Source organism: Thermorudis peleae, assembly GCF_000744775.1.
In the GTDB taxonomy this organism is placed as follows: Bacteria; Chloroflexota; Chloroflexia; order Thermomicrobiales; family Thermomicrobiaceae; genus Thermorudis; species Thermorudis peleae.
In genome coordinates this window covers 319,998-338,686 of sequence record NZ_JQMP01000003.1, presented here as the reverse complement: position 1 = coordinate 338,686, position 18,689 = coordinate 319,998, and the positions used below count along the sequence as shown (strand labels likewise).

The following is an 18,689-nucleotide window of genomic DNA, read 5'->3' as shown; positions in this document are numbered from 1 at the left end:
AGTATAGTCTACCCTCCTTCGCGTCGCCCGTCAAGTGTTGCTTACGCCGCTCGCGGTGGAACTTCGGCAGAGTACGCAGGATTGATCGGCGGCAGAGTCTGCGCCAGATGCGTATGCGCGTGATACCCGGTACGCACGCGATTGCACCTGGCATCCAGCCGATTCAGCCCTTGTCGTCGTACGCAATCGCGGCTGGGAGCCAGGCCAGGTGACGAGGCATGCGGAGAGCCTACCACCAGGGACGGGTGCGGGCGCTTAACGGCAACGGCGGCTGAGCTGGCGCAATCCGGGCACGAGCGTCAACGACAACCGCTCCCTGTGGCAATGCAATAACTGGGTTGAGATCAAGCTCAGCGATATCAGGCAGATCATCGGCAAGGGTACTGAGCCGGAGCAGCAGGTCCTGCAACGCAGCAAGGTCAACGACCGGTGAACCGCGATAACCCTGCAGCACGGGATACCCTTTCAATTCTTCGAGCATCTCGCGTGCGTCTTCGGGCGTGAGCGGGGTCAGGCGGACGGAAATGTCTCGGACAAGCTCGGCCAGGACACCGCCGATGCCACAGACAATGACCGGGCCAAAGTGGGGATCATGCGTCATGCCAGCGAGTAACTCAACGCCGCCGGAGACGTACCGCTGGACGAGGAGCCGGACGGGTGTTGCTGGAGACTGCTCGGCCTTGAGCCGATCCAAGAGTTCGCGACTCGCTGCCTGCACCGCCTCCGGTGAGGCAAGCGCGAGGCGGATCATGCCACGATCGGTCTTGTGGAGTAGTCCCGGTGCAATGCCTTTAACAGCAACCGGGAAGCCGATGCGCAATGCTGCTTCGACCGCTTCCTCGGGCGTCTCGGCAAATGCCTGCTCGGCGACAGGAATGCCGTAGCACGCAAGCAGGCGCTCGATTTCTGCTGGATCAAGCCAGCCGCCTCCTCGACCGAGGACACCAGCAACGATTGCCGCCGCCTCATCACGACGGAGATCCGGAAACGACGGCGGCTGGCTAACAGGACGATTGCGCCAGGCAGCGTACTGTGCTGCCCGGGCAAGAGCAATCGCGGCTGCTTCAGGGAAGGCATATGACGGCACACGAACGTCAGCTGTTCGTAATGCCTCAGGGACGCCGTGAGACGAGAGGAAGACGGAGACGACCGGCTTGCCTTGTGCGTTGACGTCGCGTGCTGCCTCGACAATGGCCCGGGCAACCGACTCCTCAGGCAAGCGCAACGGCGGCAAGAAGATCACCATGACGGCGTCGACCGATGGATCGCGGGCGAGGATCGGGATAGCTTGGCGATAATGCTCAGCCGTTGCCGTCGCCGTCATATCGACTGGATTCGTCACACTCGCAGCTGGAGCAAGCACGGCTCGCAACGCTGCCTGCGTCTCTTGCGCTAAGACCGGCACAGTCAGCCCCTGTGCCTCGCAGGTATCAGCAGCCAGAATCGCCGGGCCGCCAGCATTGGTGAGAATGCCAACGCGCCGCCCGGGCGGCAGCGGCTGATTTGCGAGCAATGCCGCCACATCGAAGAGCCCTTCGAGCGTCTCTGTGCGGATCACACCAGACTGCCGGAAGAGCGCATCAACGGTCACGTCTGACGAAGACAACAGCGCAGCCGTATGCGAGGATGCTGCTCGCGCGCCGGCAGCGGTTCGTCCGCTTTTCACCGCGACAATTGGCTTCACACGGCCAACACGACGTGCAATGCGGCTGAACTTCCGCGGATTCCCGAACGATTCCAGGTACAGCAGGATGACACTTGTCCGTGGATCAGTCTCCCAGTAGTTCAGCAAGTCATTCCCAGAGATATCCGCCTTATTCCCCATCGAGACGAAACTCGAAAGGCCAAGCCCAAGCGAACGCGCATAGTCAATAATTGCGAGGCCAAGCGCGCCGCTCTGCGAAGCAAACCCGATCCGCCCTTCCAGCGGCGGAAGTGGGCCAAACGTTGCATTGAGTCGTACCTCGGGATCGGTATTGATGATGCCAATACAGTTTGGGCCAATAAGCCGCATACCGTATGCTCGGCAAATCCGCAGGAGTTCATCCTGCAAGGTTCGGCCCTCGCCACCGACTTCAGCAAAGCCAGCCGAGACGACCACTAAGGCGCGCACGCCCTTCCGACCGCACTGCTCAGCGACCTCAGGCACAGCCGGGGCTGGAACCGCAATCACCGCCAAGTCAACCGGCCCAGGAACTTCCTCGATCGAGGGATATGCGACCACCGACTGGACCACTGGCGCGTTGCGGTTTACCGGATAGACCGGGCCGTTGAAGCCGAAGTCGAGCAGATTGTGGAACAGCTCGCCGCCCACCGTTCCCCGTTGGCGCGACGCCCCAATGACCGCAACAGCCCGTGGACACAGGAACGCGCGCAAGGCACTGGCCGCGGCAATCTGTTCGCGCTGCTCAAACCGCTCGATCGCTTCAGGCGTGAGCGAGGTGGGGAAGATGACGCGAATTTCCGAAGGGCCAGTTCGAACCTCAACGGGAACACCAAGGTTACGGAAGACTTCGACCATACGGTAGTTCTCAGGCAAGACAATCGCCTCGAAAATGGTTATGCCGTTAGCGGCAGCGATCTCGGCAAGGTGCCCGATCAAAATCGTGCCAAGACCGCGCCCCTGGTAATCATCCGCAATCGTGATCCCGACTTCCGCACGCTCCCCACGGATACGCCGGTACGTTGCGACGCCGACAATCCGCGCCTCTGGCCCGGCTAGCGCAATGAGCGTGCAGTCGTTCACATAGTCCACTTCGGTATCGCGCCGGGCCGCAGCAGCCAAGTCGACTGCGGGAGAAAAGAAGCGCAAGATTCGAGCTTCGAGTGACAGGCCTTCGTAGAATGCCTGGAGCGCTGGGGCATCGTCTGGTCGCACGGGACGGACGTGAACGGTTGTGCCATCACGCAGGGCAACATCAGCTTCGCGGTGGGCAGGGTAGACTGGCGTCGCCATTGTCGGCCTCCTTCAGCCAGGCCGCACACCACTGCAGTTCCAGCATAACCGAGCGTGCTGGCAAACGCCCCACCCAACTGGGTAGGTAAAAAAACGTGCAGGCGGGTAGGGCGAAGTCGTTCCAGCAGCTGGTACGCTCCTCGGTAGAAGCGGTAGTATCCCGCTTCGCCTTGCAAGCAGTGAAGATGCCTCGCCGCCTAGTCAGACGGGTACAGGCAAACTGCACTTCAGCGTACCTGAACGCTCGCCTGTACCCGCCCTCTTTACCGTAACGCGGACTTACCGTGTTCGCGCTACGGGCATTCCAACTTCATGGCCAAGTGATGCCAGCAGCGTCACGACAATGGCGACAACCAGGAGGGCTAGCTCGACGCCGCCGGGCGCATGCGTGACCAGCGCACGGAGGGCCGCCAGCACAACCAGTGTCACGGCGACACCAACGAGGAGCACGCTGTCGCCTGCGACAAAGTCGTAGACGGCGTAGAGCGCCCGTCCGAGCGCATTCGCACGCCAGAACGTCCACTGCGGCGTTGTGCCAGCGCGTTTTGCAGGCGTTTGCCGTCGCAAGAGTGCAACGAGGAGAAGAGCGACAGCAGTGTATCCGGCGAGGAGGACGAGCAGGAAGGCGTCAGCCAGCGGCCAATCGAGGCCGAGGCCCTCACCAGACCAAAATGTGCCGAACGTCGTCAGCATAAGGCCAACGATGAACTTGAGTGTATTCTCGGGCACGCGAGCAAGTGGTGCCCGTACGAGCCAGCCGACGAGCACCACTAGCAATCCAGCTGCGAGTGCTCCAAGGGCAGCACTGCCCAGTCCACAGCGCGCATCACAGCTGGGGGCTGTGACACTGCCACCCATGGTGACGACAATAAACGCGACTTCCAACCCTTCAAGGAAGACGGCTTTATACGAAAGCACAACCCCAGCAGGCTCAAGCCGATGCACCGGTCGTAACCCCTGAGCGCGCAACGCGGCCGCCGTCTTCTCAAAGACAGCGAGCTCATCGTGCTGGGCCTTTAATCCGCTCGCGCGCAAGATCGCTTTCTTGAGCCATTGCAAGCCGAACAGTAAGAGCAGCACGCCAATGACAAGGCGTAGTGTCTCCAAGGGCACCCAGCGCGTGATGGCCACGCCGAGTGTGACAACAATCAACGCGAGGGTCGCGGTCGCCGCTGCAGTGCCAGCAAGCGCGCTCCGCCAGTTAATCGTCAGCCCGACGACGAGCACAATGGTAAAAGCTTCAACAAACTCGACTGCCGAGGCGAGGAATGCCGCGCTGAAGGCCGCCCAAACCGCGTGCATCTACCACCTCCCGCCACACCGGGTGTGCGGCAGCGAAGTATACCGCCTCCTCCTATCCTCTGGGAACCAAGCACACAGCGCAGGCACGACGCAATTTGCTTTAATCAAGGGAAAGACCGGCGCGGGAATGTCCGCGTGAGCACCAGAAGGGGTGGAGCAGACACCATGCCTGCACAAATTGGCATCTTCGTTGCTTGGCCATACGCGAACGGGGACTTGCACCTTGGCCACATTGCTGGCGTGTACCTGCCTGCCGATACCTTCGCCCGTTACCACCGGCTGCGTGGAAACCGCGTGCTGATGGTGAGTGGAAGCGATGCACACGGGACGCCGATTACTGTAGCTGCCGAGCGCGAAGGCGTCACCCCGGAAGCGATTTTCCGCCGCTACCATCGCCGCTTCCTTGACACTTACGTGCGGCTTGGAGTGAGTTTCGACCTCTTCACCCATACCCACACGCCGAATCACTTCGCCATCTCCCAGGACGTCTTTCTTCGGCTTCTCGAGCGTGGGTATCTGTTTACCCAGACACAGACGCAACTCTACTGTGAGTTCGACCGGCGCTTCCTTCCCGACCGGTATGTTGAAGGTACATGCCCCTTCTGTGGCTATCCGAGCGCGCGCGGCGACCAGTGCGATAACTGTGGGCGAACGCTTGATGCCACGGAGTTGATCTCCCCACGCTGCCGGCTCTGCGGTCGCACACCAGTGGTACGCCAGACCGAGCACTTCTTCTTCGACCTGCCAGCTTTCACGGACCAACTCCTCGCCTATATCGACCAGCAGCGGCACTGGCGTCCGAATGTCCAGCACTTTGTCCGCAACTTCCTGCAGGAAGGGCTCAAACCCCGGCCGGTTTCCCGCGACCTTGACTGGGGCATTCCAGTTCCCGTGCCTGGCTATGAGCAAAAGGTGCTCTACGTCTGGTTTGAAGCAGTGATTGGCTATCTCTCAGCAAGTATCGAGTGGGCAAAGCGTCAGGGCGATCCAGAAGCATGGCAGGCCTGGTGGCGTGACCCTGCAGCACGCAGTTACTACTTCATCGGCAAAGACAATATTCCGTTCCACGCTATTATCTGGCCGGCGGAACTGCTGGGCTATGACCCGAGCCTGAACCTTCCCTACGACATCCCAGCCAACGAGTTCCTCAACCTTGAAGGGCAGCAGTTCTCGACGAGCCGCAACTGGGCGATCTGGGCACCTGATTTTCTCGACCGGTATGCGCCTGATCCACTCCGTGATTACCTGACGAGCATTGCGCCAGAAACGCGGGACAGCGAGTTCACCTGGCAGGGATTCGTTGAGCGGAATAACAATGAACTGCTGGCTACCTGGGGCAACCTCGTCCACCGCGTCTTGAGCTTTACCCACAGCCGCTTCGATGGGCGTGTCCCACAGCCTGGTCCACTGGCCGACCGCGATGCTAGTTTGCTTGACCAGATTGCCGCGGCATTTCCGGCCATTGCTACGCTCTATGAGCGCGTTGAACTGAAGGCTGCCCAGCGTGAGGCAATGGCGCTGGCTCGGGAAGTGAACCGCTACCTGGACGAGAAAGCTCCGTGGGCACAGATTCGTGACAATCCTGAAGGGGCGGCAACGACCATCTTTGTAGCACTGCGGGCGATCGACAGCCTTGCGCTACTGCTTGCTCCAGTACTGCCATTCTCAAGCGAACAGGTTCGCCGCTTCCTCGGCTATCAGGCACCGCTCTTTGGCCAAAGCGAGATCGCGGGTGAGGTCGCTGACGGCGGGCATGAGGTGCTGGTGTATCGTCCGACACCGGACGAGGCACACGACCGCTGGCAACCGAGCACGCTCGAGCCCGGGCGGGCGCTCCAGCCACCCCAGGTGCTGTTCCAGAAACTGGACGAGTCGGTGATTGAAGCAGAGCGTCAGCGCCTGCTCGCACAATCGCGCGGCTAAATCATTCGCTGGAAAACCGTCATCCTGGCCTGCACACCAGAGGTTCCGACCTCTGGTTCACGAATGCGCGATACGATCGCATCCGGCGAGCCTGCCCACGTGACGAGCTCCACAAACAGCCCACGCTGAAGGCATGGTGCGATCGTATCCAGCGAATCCATGCTGGGATACGCATCTGCCGCACTGTGCGGTAGCCGAACTGTGCCGTTTACTCCCGCTCGAGCTTATGCCCATCGGCTTGCCCTTCCGGGTGGCTTCCCGATGGTTTCCCTTACCAAATTGACTTGTTGCCAGGTGCCGCAACCCCAGCTATCCTTTTTATGGCCCCCGGAGATAGTCAGAGCCAAATACTTCATTCGTCTCCGAGGGGCCTAGGAGAACGGTTGAAGGCACGCATGGCGATCATGCCACTCGAGCCAGTCCCCACCCTCCTGATCCACGATGCTGCTCCAGCCGACCAGGACGCCATCTGTGCGCTGCTGGCAGCCAGCCAGGCCGTACGGCTCATTGGCGATGCGGCCTCCCAGGCAGCAGCTGAGGCAACTGCTCGCCAAGAACGTCCCCAGTTGCTGATTCTCAGCGCTACGCGTGATGCCGCGCATACTGCAGCGATCCTGCGAGCGCTCCGCCAGGGACCTTGTCCCGCTGACCAGTGCTCGGCCCTCGCCCTTGCTCGGTATGCCGATCTGACCTTTCTTGCCCCGTGGCTCGATCCAGCACTCGCCATCACCGGCTACTTCCTCTGGCACGAGCTGACGGGCGAGGCGCTCTCCCTCTACTGCGCCCTGCTCTGTAGCAACCCCCGCCTTGTCATGATCAGTCAGGCACTCGCCGATGTCCTGTTCCCGCTGGCTCGGGACCGCATCAGTCGACCGACGCCGCTGCTGAGTGCCCGGGAACAGGAAATCCTGCCCTTACTGGCCGACGCCACCCTTGACTACGCCACCATCGCCCAGCAACTCTTCTGCTCGCGTCACACGGTCCGCACGCACGTGCGCCGACTTGCCGCTAAGCTCGGTGTGCCTCCAACCCGCAGGGCAGTTGTCGACGCCGCTCGAGCGCGAGGACTCCTGCACCGGTGAGGACGCCCGCTGTCGCCTCTGAATGGCGACACAAAAATTCATCACGTTGTGCCTTGACGGCCCCACGCTTCCCCACCTACCCTTTCAACAGAACACTGCCGTCATAGGAATGTGAGGTGCAGGAATGGCACCGACCTGGATCCTTGGATTCGACGGCGACTGTGCCACCTGTGCGCAACTGGCGGCGGAAGTCGCCCGCCTGGCCGACGGCCGGCTCACTGTCCGCAGCCTGCGGGAACCAGAGGTAGCCGCCTGGCGTGTGCAGGCGCTGGGACCAGATGCGCCCTGGACGCCGACCCTGTTTCGAATTGCGGGGGATCAGGTGCAAGCCTGGACCGGGAGGCAGATGGCCTGGCAACTGGCCCGGCTCCTTGGCCCGGGGCGAGCACTCACCCTGGCGAGTCAGCTGGCAGCGACATCAGGGGGCTGGCGAGGGAGTCGGCGGGCAGTGTTGCGCCAGCTGGGTGGCATGGCCCTCGCCGCAAACGTGCTGCTCAGTGGTAGCCTTTCACTGCCGCGCAGCGCACGAGCGACGAAGAGTAATATTGAGGTGAATTCTTTTACCGCCTTGCAGTCTATAAAGAGTTATCTTCAGGCACAGAGTCACGAGACATCCACAATTGTTAATTGGCTTAGGCGTGAAGAGAATTGGATCCCTGATCACGGCTGGGCTTTTTCAACTTCGATCAAACAGCAAACCTACTCAGGAGCAATCATCAGAGACAAGCTTGGCCAAAGCGTGGTAGTTACTATTAATGGACTAAAACCATACGCTGCTAAAATGGATTCTGCAAATAGCATGATCCTTATCTATGCTAAAGGAGAAAGCATTGTATCTACCAACCGACCAACTTCTATCCATAACCAAGGACTAGCCTTATTACTTCAGCATCAACAAGTGGATGAACCGGTTCTCTCAGTCGCGGACACTTGTTGTCCTGTATGTGTGACGTGCATAGCCTTAGATGCACTTTGTGCTGGCATTTTCATTTGCTGTGTTACAGGGAGTCCGCTTGCCTTTGCTTGCTGCCCCGAGGTCGTTGGTTCATGCCTTACCGCAGCTAGTGAATGTTCTATTTCAGCCGGTTGCAATTGTCTATCTTGCCTCCCATAAGTGAACACGAAAAGGAGTGAGTGATGATCAGCAACATCATGAACCTGCTCCTGATCGCTTTCCCATTCCTAATCATCCTAGCCTACGCCCTGGTCAGCCAGCGCCAGCCTCCTCGCCCGCTGACCTGGCGTACCCTCGTCCTCATCGGCGGCACGGCGCTGCTGTTCGGTAGCCTGCTCGCTGTCACGCAGACCGGCCACCTGGAACCCTTCGCCTGGCGCCGGGCGCTGGCGTGGAGCCTGGTGCTCTTTCTGCTCACCCTGGCGTTCGAGGCAGTGTTGCGCTGGCGACCGGGTGCCAGCGATCGGCGGTGAGGGAGGCACACCAGCGCTGCAGCACGGTCTAGCTAAACTCAAAGGAGATGGACGATGTCGCTTGTGGTCCGGCTTGCATGGGTACTCCTCTTCAGCGAATATCTGCTGATGACGTATCTCTTGCTCTTTCAATGGAGGGAACCGGCTCGGTTTATCCCTCGTGCCTTGCCGCGACGGGAAGTGTGGCAACGCCTCACCACTCTTCTCCTCATGCTTTGGTTCGGGTATTCCAGCATCTTCTGGCTCCTGCTCGATTGCTCTTCACGGACGGCCTGCTTCCTGGCCCTTCTCCATCCGGGACCACTACCGCCCTTGTTGACCAGCACCGCTGCCATTATTCGCCTCGTTATGCTGTTTGCATATGTGGCGGTCTTGCTCGTGCTCATATGGCGGCGTGCCCGGCGAATTCCGTTGCAGAAGGATGCCCAGGGAGCGACGTGACATGGCGAGCAACGAACCATACGATAGAGAGCTTCGGCTGACTTCTGAATCCTGGCGTACACGTCTAGCCCGGCTGTCGACCAGGCCAAAGCCAACGGTACTGGCTCAGTTGACCTACCTGCTCGCCACTCGCTGCTGTGCGCCTCAGTGTTACTACGGCGCAGAGAGTGCTATACAATTTCGTTTGACGCGACCTGACACAAACGGAGAATGGGTATGGACTTCCTGATTACGCGGCTCTGGCTTTTCGATGTGGCGCTGCTCGTAACGTTCAGTATAGTTCGGCTCGTAACTGGCTGGTGGCCCTCACAGCCTCCCGGACTTGCCCGTTTGGACGGTATCCTCTGGTTACTTCTCCTTTTCGCCCAACTCCTGTTCTTCGGCTCACCCGATGTTGTTTTTCGCACCATCTTGCGGGGCTCCTTACCGGATCCGGTTTTGGTTTCTCTTACGTTCTGCCTGACGCTCTGGAGTGTATCCGAGAGCGTGATGCTCCTTCGCACGGCTGTCATTCCGGCTGTCTCACCACTGGTCCGATCCTGGAAAGGGGCTGCCGATGGCGTTCGTCGTGCGTCTCGCCTGGTTGATCGTCTTCAGTGAATGCCTGCTCACCTTTGGCCTTTCACTCTGGTTTGGCACACCGTTTTGGGGTAACGTGCGAGCTGCGCCGCGTCGGACATGGTGGCGCTTGCTGCTGACGTTTCTCGTCGAGGGGTGGTTTGTCTTCGGGACAGTGTCATTCCTGCTTCTGGCTTGTCCCGCAAGAATCGCTTGTCTGCGAGGGCTACTCCAGCCCGGCCCGCTTCCCCAAGAGCTTACCACGCACCTATCCTTACTCCGGCTTGTCACTATGCTCCTCATCTGGGCAGTTGTGCTCCTGAGGGGACGATGGTATTGGCAGCACGCTCGTCAGGCTGCCCAACGCGGGTCAGAGTAGCGTCACGAAGGGAACATCTTTTGCCGCATTGCTGCACTAGTCCGGGGAGTACACCAGGCACCACCCGGAATGTCTGGGCTCTTCCTGGCTGTCGACGTCGTGTTGGCAACACGAACGCTTCTTCCATCGCCACCCCCTGTCCCTCGCGCTTGTCGCGCTGCACGCAGGTCAGCGGCTCTCACGCCCAACTTCCTGCTGTCAGAAGGGCAGCCTTGTTGGTTTCGCATGCAGCCAGGTGAGAAACACCCTGCTCCTGTTGTCTGCCAGACGTCCCCGCGATCCAGTCAGACAGGCTGCTTTTCGCTGGACGATCCCCGCGCGCTCGTAGCAACAGCAGTCGGCAGTTGCTCTGGTAGAAAGTGCACGGCTACTTCGTTGGCAAGCAAGATGCCGCGACGGGTCAGCCGTGCACACCGTCCATCCCACTCTAGCAACCCAAGCTCCGCAAGTTCATGCAGCACAGGACCGTAGACGCTCTCAAGTGCACTGCCATGCCGAACGGCAAACGCCGCAGCATCTACTCCGTCCTGCACCAGCCGCAACCCCAACATCATGGTTTCGGCCATCGCCGTCTGGTGATCGATCTCCTCTTGTTCGGCCACTGGCAAGCGACCTTCGGCGAGCATCGCTATGTAACGGTCGAGCCGACGCGTGTTGCGATACCGCACGGTGCCGAGATAGCCATGGGCACCGACGCCAATGCCGAGGTAACGGCCGTTTTGCCAATACAGCTGGTTATGGCGTGAGCGGAATTGCGGTTCGCTCGCCCAATTTGAAATCTCGTACTGCTCCCAGCCAGCAGTAGCCAGTCTATCGATCGCCAGTTCCGCGAAGTCAGCGACCGTATCGTCGTCGAGTGGACGGATCACGCCACGCGCGACACCGCGGGCAAACGGCGTGCCAGGCTCGATGGTGAGCGCATAGAGCGACAGGTGCTCTGGCTCAAGGGCGAGTGCCTGGGCAAGGTCATCAGCCCATTCAGCCGGGGTCTGGCCTGGCCAGCCATAGATGAAATCGAGGTTGACATTGGCAAAGCCTGCCGCCCTTGCAGCCTGAACAGCCTGCCGCGGCGTCTCCGGTGTATGCGCTCGGCCCAATATCTTGAGTCCCCGGCGCTGAAACGACTGCACGCCAATGCTCAGCCGGTTTACTCCTGCTGCGCGATAGCCGCGCAAGTTCTCCACTTGTGCCGATTCCGGATTTGCCTCAAGGCTTATTTCTGCGCCAGGCAAGAGCTGGAAGTAGCGGGCGACGGTGTCAAGGATGTTCCCAACTGTTTGAGGAGGAAGCAGTGACGGCGTCCCGCCACCGAAGTAGACGGTCGCGATTGGCAGGCAACCGTAGTGCTCAGCTGTCAGCGTAAGCTCACGGATGACAGCATCAACGTACTGCTCGATCGGTGCCCCCCGTGCCCGATAGACAGTGAAATCGCAGTAGGGGCAGATGCGGGTACAGAAGGGGATGTGGATATAGCAGCCAAGCGGTGCATCGTCTGGCAATGGCGCGCGGGTCAGCATTTGATTTTCAGCTTTCACCATGAGCAAGCGGCAATGCGACGAGATCATGCAGCATCTCTTCATGCAAGTATGCCTGAGCAACCTCTTTTTGACGTGCTCGACGGTGTTACGACACACGCAGCACACGATAGTCCGCCCATTGCCTCGTTCGTCTTCTCCTTACCCTCTCGACGAGAGAGCGCTGATCTCGAGCGAACCCGGCTCGTGCGCCCAACTTCACACAGATCAGCGTGCGCGAGGAGCGCGGACAGCAGCCGTGTCCAATAACTTCCGCACAATGCTCCTACCCAAACGGGTAGGGAAAAACTCTCCTCCGGGGTGAGGCGTAGGCATCCGGCGCATTCTAGGCTTTTGCTAGAAGGCCAGCGCAACTCCTGACGAAATCGGCGCTGGCGGGAGGATAAGCAATGAATCGGCTATTTCTGCTCTGGATCGGACTCCTTGTGGCTGGAGGGATCAGTGCAGTGGTCTTCCTTCACAGTGCACTGGTGATACTGAGCGGCGGAGCGACACCGCGAACACTCTTGCTCGGTGGTGTTGCACTGCTTATCATTGCCGCCGCACTGCTTGTCTGGCGTCAAGCGGTCGAGGCCGTTGACCGGCAACTTGGCGAAGGAGGGAGCCATGGCCACGACTGATCCCTCGGCTCGCCGATCGGACGGGGAGGAAACCCGCCCGGTCGGCACGTTGTTTTTATCCCTGCTCTTTCTGTTCATCATCCTTGGAACCTGGGGCGCAGTGTTGCTCTTGCTGATTCAGCGGGGGTGAGCAATGAAGCTCGACCGCTATGAGCGCATGTTCCTGATCGTCGCCGTCGCTGTTCTCCTTGGCTTCCAAGCAGCCATTGGCATCAGCGTTGCTCTAACGCGCGTACGCCTTCCCGCACCGGTCGAGCGTGTGGACGCTCGCACGCTCCGCCAAACCCCGCCGTTTAACCAGCCGGGGTTGCGCCAAACCGGGCCGAACACCTACGAAGCGGTCATTATTGCGCAGGCGTGGCAGTTTAATCCCAATGAAATTACGGTGCCGGTTGGTTCCACAGTGACGTTCCTTGTCTCTTCGCCTGATGTCACACACGGGTTCGAGCTCACTGGCACTGATGTCAATGCCATGGTCGTTCCTGGTGAAGTGACAAAGGTTACGGCGCACTTTACGAAGCCAGGGGACTACGTTTTCCTCTGCAACGAATACTGCGGGTTCGGCCACCAGACGATGTACGGGAAGGTGGTGGTGCGATGAGCGGGACGGCGGCAGTTGCTGCGGCACGCGGCGGCAGTGGCGCGGTTGGCGCGCTCGAAATTGCAGCAAACCAGCGCTGGCCAATCGCTGGACAACTCGTCATCGGACTCGTCGGTCTTGCCATCGGCGGCTTCTATGGCATCCTGCAGGCGCTCAATCGCATTGGACTCGATCTCTACCCAACGCCGATCATGGGCCGTGCGTATTACTACCAGGGGCTGACGATTCATGGCGTTCTCCTGGCGTTTCTGTTTACCTTTGCCTTTGCCAACAGTTTCCTTTCGCTGACGACGATTAAAGGATTCAATCGTCCGCTGGCAAGCACGTGGCTGCTCCAACTCTCGTTTGTGACGCTTCTGCTGGGCGCGCTACTTGCCGGCTATACCATGTTCACGGATCAGGCGACTGTGCTCTACACCTTCTATGCACCGTTGCCAGCCAGTCCCCTGTTCTATCTCGGCGCCGCACTCCTGGTCGTCTCAACCTGGCTGGTTTCGGCTAACCAGCTCTTGACCTTGCGAGCCTGGCGACGGGAGCATCCCGGCGAGCGCATTCCTCTTCTCGCCTATATATCGATCATGACCTACCTTATGTGGGATCTCGCCTCGCTCGGCGTTGCGGTCGAGGTAATCTTCTTCCTGCTCCCCTGGTCACTTGGCTGGGTCGAGACCATTGATCCGGAGTTTACGCGAACGCTCTTCTGGTATACCGGTCACGCCATCGTCTACTTTTGGCTTCTGCCGGCGTATGTCTCCTGGTATGTCATGATCCCCAAGCAGGTTGGGGGGCGGCTGCCGAGCGATGCGCTGGGGCGACTGGCGTTCATTATCTTCCTGCTGTTCTCAACGCCGGTCGGCGTCCATCACCAGTTCCTTGATCCAGGCATCCCAATTTTCGTCAAGGCACTGCAAATGAGCCTCACCTTCTTCGTTGCAGCGGGCAGTTTCATTACCGCTTTTACCGTCGGGGCGGCGCTGGAATCAGGCGGGCGAGCACGTGGCGGCAAGGGACTGCTCGGCTGGATTCGCACCTTGCCCTGGGACAATCCGAGCGTGACCGCACAACTCCTGGCAATGCTGCTGTTCGTGATCGGTGGGGCAACCGGTATTGTCAACGCGAGCTACACGCTGAACCTGGTTGTTCACAACACGGCGTATATCCCAGCGCACTTCCACTTGACCGTTGGTACGGCTGTTGCCCTGACGATCATTGGCGTCTGCTACTGGCTCGTTCCCTATTTCACTGGGCGGCAACTTGCCTGGCCAGGACTCGCTCGCTGGCAAGCCTGGCTGTGGGCTATCGGCATGTTCCTCTTCTCGAACGGCCAGTTCGTTGGCGGACTGACCGGCGAGCCACGCCGCACGATGATCGGCAACGCGACCTATCTCCACCTCTTTCACTGGGATCTGGCGAACTGGCTCACAGCAATCGGTGGAACAATCCTTGGAATCAGCGGCCTACTCTTCTTCGTTGTGACACTCGGCACGGTCCTGGCTGGTGCGCCGTTAGCTGAGCCGGTCACCATCCCGCAGACTGATTATGTTCACGGACCAGAGGAAACCTGGGCAGGATTTGACCGCCTTGGCCTCTGGTTCGGCCTTGCTGTTGCCCTTGTCGTGCTAGCCTATGGGCCGTTCCTACTGACCTATCTGCCACTTCATCCCGTCTCGCCACCGGTTAAGGTCTACTAACGCTGCACATGCGCTCGGCGGTCAGCAGCGGGTCGGGGCATCCTCCGACCCGCTGCTTCTCCGATGGCACCGGCACCTGCGCCGGCAACGCCTGTCCGACCACGCAGCGGACACGCCGTTGCTAGTCGACGATACCGTGCTGCCCACGCAACAAGATTGGCCAGATACTCGGCATTTCGCCGACTGGGACTTCAATGAGTACCGGGTGGTCGGCAGAGATCGTCTCTTCCAGGGCGCGACGGAGCGCATCGGGCGTTGTGACACGCCGGCCTTCGACGCCGAAGGCTTCTGCTAACTTCACAAAGTCAGGATTGACAAGGTCAGAAGCGATCACATGGCCGTTGAAGCGCTCCTTCTGAATCCGCTTCACGTTGCCATAGGCATTGTCGTTGAACACGACAGTGACGACATTGATGTGGTGCTGGACAGCGGTCGCCAACTCCTGGACGTTGTACATGAAGCCGCCATCGCCATTAATCGAGACAACTGGACGATCAGGGTTGCCAACCTTTGCCCCAAGGGCCGTTGCAAACCCGTAGCCAAGGGTCCCTTGGTACCCTGAAGTCAAGAAGGTTCGGGGTTGATAGACAGGGAAAGCCTGCCAGGTCCAATACCCGACTTGCGTGCTCTCACTGACCAGAATCCCCTCTTCGGGCAACGCGTCACGGAGCGCTTGTGCGAATGCCGCTTGGGGCTGCACTTCCCAGAAGAGGTCATGGACGCGCTCCTTCAGCGCAAGCAGTTCATCTTTACGGCTCGCGCGCTTGCGGTTATACGCTGGAACACGTTCGAGCAGCGCCGCCAGGCCGCGCTTCGCATCAGCGACAATACCAACCGTCGCCGGGTAGTTGCGACCAATTTCCTCAGGGTCGATATCAAGGTGGATCAGTGGCTGTCCTTTCGGCCCCCAGTCGGCCGTTGCCGGCTGCAGAAAGCGCGTGCCAACGGCGAAGATCACGTCAGCCTTGGGCAACAGCGTCCAGGCAGCAACCATCGCCTGCGTTAAGTAGTGACGATCCGAAAGCGCTCCTTTGCCGTTCATCGAAAGGATCACCGGAGCTTCAAGCATCTCGGCCAGCGCCTGCAATTCCTCGCTCGCGTTGGCAGCAACGACACCCCCGCCAGCGAAGATGATTGGGCGTTCGGCCTGGCCAAGCAATCGTGCAGCGTGATCAAGCGCATCAGGATCAGGCTCAGGTAACGATGGCTGGACCGGCTCATCAATCAACGTGATGTCACCTTCTATGAGCAGTATGTCCTGAGGGACTTCGATTTCGACAGGACGCGGGCGGCCCGTGTGGAGTTGCTGCACAGCGTGATGGACAATACCGGGCACCTCTTCCGGGCGCATCGCTCGTGCTGCCCACTTCGTAACCGAGCGGACAGCGTTCAGTTGATCGGGAATCTCATGCAGCATGCCCCGGCCTTTGCCGATCTGGTCGCTGGGAATCTGACCAGCAATACAGAGCACTTTGGAGTTGCAAGCATAGGCCGTTGACAAACCGGCCATGGCATTGAGCAACCCCGGTCCGGGTACGACGAGACACGCCCCAATCTTCCCGGTGGTGCGATGATAGCCGTCGGCCATGTAGGAGGTTGCCTGTTCGTGGCGCGTGTGGATCACGCGGATGCGGTCGCGAGCCTCATACAAGGCATCAAAGGCACCATCGAGCTGGACACCAGGGAGGCCAAAGACGGTATCGACTCCCTCACGAAGCAACTGCTGAATAAGCGCCTGCCCGCCGGTCATTCGCGGCATGGTTCACCCCTTCCAATGACGCCGTAGGATGACATGGTGCCCGCCGCGCCGCAATCGCGCGCCGTTGCGCCCAGGGCCCCTACCGCCATTGGTCAGGGCATTGCTCGGTCAGCGCGCGTCACGCACCCGGGCTATTCTACCCTGAGCTTAGCCTGTGCGCCCGAGCACTGACAGGTGTGCGGTACCGTGCACAACGGGCCACAACCCGAGCGCAAGGGTAATGCCCCCAGCAAGAACGAGCGCTGCGAGCCAGATGAAATCGAGATTGATCCACGCACTCCGCAGGATATCAACACCGAGTTCGTGGTAGACGACGAGGGCAACGGCCGCCATGACGACCAGCATCGCCACTGTATGCACCACAACTGCGAGTAGGGCCATGCCCAGTGATTGGCCAGCGAGGACGAGGTGCGCTGCATGGCCACCAACATTAGGCGCTGGGCCGCCACGGAGCGCGGCGATGACCGGCACGAGCATCAGGCCAGCGCCGTGAGCCGTTGCCATCAAGGCCGACCAGATCACGAGCTCGTACGGCTTAACGCGGAACCCAACCCATCGCGGATGACGGAAGCGCGTCACAAGCTTATAGGCAGCAAAACCGAGGATCGCGACGCCACCGAAGAGAAGCAGGAGCCATTGGGGGAGAACAACTCGCAACACGCCAACGACGACCGCAACCACACCAATCGCGAGAGCGTGGCCAAGCGCGATCGGCCCCATTGCTTCGACGACGGCACGCGTGCGCCGTTCCTGCAGGCCAAGCGCAACGGCGAAGAGCCAGCCCATCGCTGGATTTACACCGTGAAACGCTCCGAGGAAGATGAGTGAAAGCCAGGGCCAGAGCGGGCTCATTGCTCGGTCGTCCTTTCAGCCAGAGACACAGCGCTGCCCCGGGCGTCACCATACCCGGGGCAGCAGACATCCATCACTGCCCCATGCGTTATGGGAAGCAGTAGGAATCGGACGATGCATCACCGCCCTGGAGCCGCACCTGATGCGCTCGCTGGTCGCCGAAGTCGATGAAGAAGTTCGGATCGAGCGCGATGCCACCCTCCGGATTCACGTCGATCTTCACCATCCACCCGCGGATGCCATCAGGATAGAACTGGGCATCCCACGCGGCGTAAAGCGAGTTCGTGACGTAGACTCGGCGGCCGTCGCGGCTAATTTCAACCATCTGCGGGGCGCCGTTGAGCGGGCCATTGACTGCAGGGTGTCCTGCCCGGCGGACAATGCCGCCGATCTGGACGACACCAGTGAGCTTGGGATTGAATGGATCACTGACGTCATACTGACGCAGCTCGCCAGTGCCCCAGCAGGAGACGTAGAGGAAGCGGTCATCGAGCGAGAGATCAATGTCAGTGACCAGCGGCGGCACCGCCTTGAATGGCTTGAGGACGGGTGGCAGCTGGTCTTCTTCAGCTGGCTCGGCTGGAATCGTAATAACCTTGCGTGCCGCCCACTTGCCATTCTCACGATACCAGAGGAAGATGTTCGCTGAGAGATCGTGCAGACTGACTACCGTATTCACAAATCCGTAGGCCTTGGTCGGATCATGCGCTGGGCGCAGCTCAAGCGCCATCTGGTGCTCAGCCCCCAAATCAACGGTCTGGATCACGCGGCGACGGCGCAAGTCCCAGAAGTGGAGCTTATGGCCATACTGCGCATTGAGCAGCAAGTCAGCTTGAACCCCGTGCTCGACCATCTTCGGGGTACCCCACTCGCTGGTGACCAGCGTGTCATGGCCAAGGTTCCACCAGAAGTCGTAGGCAAGGTACTGCTCGCCACGGTCGATTTCCCAGCGTCCCAGGACATCGAATGAATCATGATCGAGCACGAAGATGCCTCCTGGACCCTCGCCATTAGGTGACCCAAGCGCACTGACGTAAATGCCATCCGGTCCACAGTGGACGGTATGACCACGCGAATAGCCAGCGCGGTCAGCAACCTCTTCCGGCTGGATCACCTTCACGACCTTGGGGTTTGAGGGATCAGGTTTTGTGTCGATCACGGTGATGTGCGAGCTGCGAATATCAGGGATGATGAGGTAGCGACGCTCAATATGCGGATGCGGGGCATTTGGGCAGAGTGCCGAACTGCAGGCATTCCAGCCAAAGTGGTGCAACTCACCACCGGTGTATGGCATCTCGACCGTCGCCACAATCTTGCTGTAGGTCGATGACTGTGGATTGACATCAACGACGCACAAGGCGTCGGGCCGCCCATCGCCATTGGGATTGAGACGGACAACATAGGCCAGTTCTTCGGGCGGCGCTTTCATTGCCGAGCGAGGCGACGGATAGAAGGTTGGATCTGGGCGCCACGTTGCCATGGAGACTCCCTCCTTTTCTTTTGCCGCTCAAACGCGATGCGAAGCACCACGCATGCGTCGAAGCGTGCATTGGATACGTGGT

16 protein-coding genes are annotated in these 18,689 nt (G+C 60.0%); 10 read left to right on the top strand and 6 right to left on the bottom strand.

Annotated features, from left to right (window positions below; all coding sequences use genetic code 11):
- Positions 1 to 229: 229 nt before the first annotated feature.
- On the bottom strand, positions 230 to 2,956 hold the full coding sequence (locus N675_RS04545) for a bifunctional acetate--CoA ligase family protein/GNAT family N-acetyltransferase (RefSeq protein ID WP_038038277.1): 2,727 nt from the start codon (positions 2,954 to 2,956) through the stop codon (positions 230 to 232).
- A 279-nt stretch (positions 2,957 to 3,235) separates the two neighbouring features.
- Positions 3,236 to 4,258 (bottom strand): hypothetical protein, encoded by a 1,023-nt coding sequence (locus tag N675_RS04540; RefSeq protein WP_038038275.1) that lies wholly within the window; start codon positions 4,256 to 4,258, stop codon positions 3,236 to 3,238.
- A gap of 165 nt (positions 4,259 to 4,423) precedes the next feature.
- Here N675_RS04540 and metG point away from each other — a divergent pair, with 165 nt between their 5' ends.
- From metG to N675_RS04505, 6 genes are all read left to right on the top strand, one after another.
- Positions 4,424 to 6,181, top strand: coding sequence for a methionine--tRNA ligase (metG, locus tag N675_RS04535; RefSeq protein ID WP_038038273.1), 1,758 nt, complete (start codon positions 4,424 to 4,426; stop codon positions 6,179 to 6,181).
- A gap of 383 nt (positions 6,182 to 6,564) precedes the next feature.
- Entirely contained in the window at positions 6,565 to 7,263 is a 699-nt protein-coding gene (locus N675_RS13550) for a helix-turn-helix transcriptional regulator (RefSeq protein WP_231577932.1), read from the top strand.
- 1,137 nt (positions 7,264 to 8,400) lie between these two features.
- Positions 8,401 to 8,691 (top strand): hypothetical protein, encoded by a 291-nt coding sequence (locus N675_RS04520; RefSeq protein WP_038038269.1) that lies wholly within the window; start codon positions 8,401 to 8,403, stop codon positions 8,689 to 8,691.
- 54 nt (positions 8,692 to 8,745) lie between these two features.
- Complete coding sequence (locus tag N675_RS04515; RefSeq protein ID WP_038038268.1) at positions 8,746 to 9,132, top strand: hypothetical protein; 387 nt, start codon at positions 8,746 to 8,748, stop codon at positions 9,130 to 9,132.
- Positions 9,133 to 9,348: 216 nt separating this feature from the next.
- Positions 9,349 to 9,732 (top strand): hypothetical protein, encoded by a 384-nt coding sequence (locus N675_RS04510; protein WP_038038267.1) that lies wholly within the window; start codon positions 9,349 to 9,351, stop codon positions 9,730 to 9,732.
- A complete protein-coding gene (locus tag N675_RS04505) occupies positions 9,689 to 10,069 on the top strand; it encodes a hypothetical protein (protein WP_038038266.1) in 381 nt (126 codons plus the stop codon). The genes N675_RS04510 and N675_RS04505 overlap by 44 nt, the downstream gene beginning before the upstream one ends.
- A 284-nt stretch (positions 10,070 to 10,353) precedes the next feature.
- On the opposite strand, the gene hemW is transcribed toward N675_RS04505, so the two are convergent.
- Positions 10,354 to 11,634: a radical SAM family heme chaperone HemW gene (gene hemW, locus N675_RS04500; RefSeq protein WP_081886860.1), complete on the bottom strand. Its 1,281-nt coding sequence runs from the start codon at positions 11,632 to 11,634 to the stop codon at positions 10,354 to 10,356.
- Between the two features lie 359 nt (positions 11,635 to 11,993).
- Between hemW and N675_RS04495 the strand changes: the two genes are divergently transcribed.
- Genes N675_RS04495 through N675_RS04485 form a run of 4 tightly spaced genes read left to right on the top strand, consistent with a single transcriptional unit; the run spans position 11,994 to position 14,516 of the window.
- Positions 11,994 to 12,224: a hypothetical protein gene (locus N675_RS04495; protein ID WP_038038265.1), complete on the top strand. Its 231-nt coding sequence runs from the start codon at positions 11,994 to 11,996 to the stop codon at positions 12,222 to 12,224.
- Positions 12,211 to 12,354, top strand: coding sequence for a hypothetical protein (locus N675_RS14260; protein ID WP_156100816.1), 144 nt, complete (start codon positions 12,211 to 12,213; stop codon positions 12,352 to 12,354). The genes N675_RS04495 and N675_RS14260 overlap by 14 nt, the downstream gene beginning before the upstream one ends.
- 3 nt (positions 12,355 to 12,357) lie before the next feature.
- Positions 12,358 to 12,825, top strand: a complete 468-nt coding sequence (locus N675_RS04490) for a cytochrome c oxidase subunit II (protein ID WP_038038263.1) — start codon at positions 12,358 to 12,360, stop codon at positions 12,823 to 12,825.
- The gene (locus N675_RS04485) at positions 12,822 to 14,516 is read left to right on the top strand and encodes a cbb3-type cytochrome c oxidase subunit I (RefSeq protein WP_038038262.1); all 1,695 of its coding nucleotides are present in this window, start codon (positions 12,822 to 12,824) and stop codon (positions 14,514 to 14,516) included. Before N675_RS04490 ends, N675_RS04485 begins: the two co-directional genes overlap by 4 nt.
- Before the next feature lie 121 nt (positions 14,517 to 14,637).
- Here N675_RS04485 and N675_RS04480 read toward each other — a convergent pair whose 3' ends face one another.
- The 3 genes from N675_RS04480 to N675_RS04470 form a co-directional block, all read right to left on the bottom strand.
- Positions 14,638 to 16,275, bottom strand: coding sequence for a thiamine pyrophosphate-dependent enzyme (locus N675_RS04480; protein ID WP_038038261.1), 1,638 nt, complete (start codon positions 16,273 to 16,275; stop codon positions 14,638 to 14,640).
- A 147-nt stretch (positions 16,276 to 16,422) separates the two neighbouring features.
- Positions 16,423 to 17,127 (bottom strand): hypothetical protein, encoded by a 705-nt coding sequence (locus N675_RS04475; protein ID WP_051914149.1) that lies wholly within the window; start codon positions 17,125 to 17,127, stop codon positions 16,423 to 16,425.
- 88 nt (positions 17,128 to 17,215) lie between these two features.
- Positions 17,216 to 18,607 (bottom strand): selenium-binding family protein, encoded by a 1,392-nt coding sequence (locus N675_RS04470; RefSeq protein WP_038038260.1) that lies wholly within the window; start codon positions 18,605 to 18,607, stop codon positions 17,216 to 17,218.
- Positions 18,608 to 18,689: the final 82 nt, after the last annotated feature.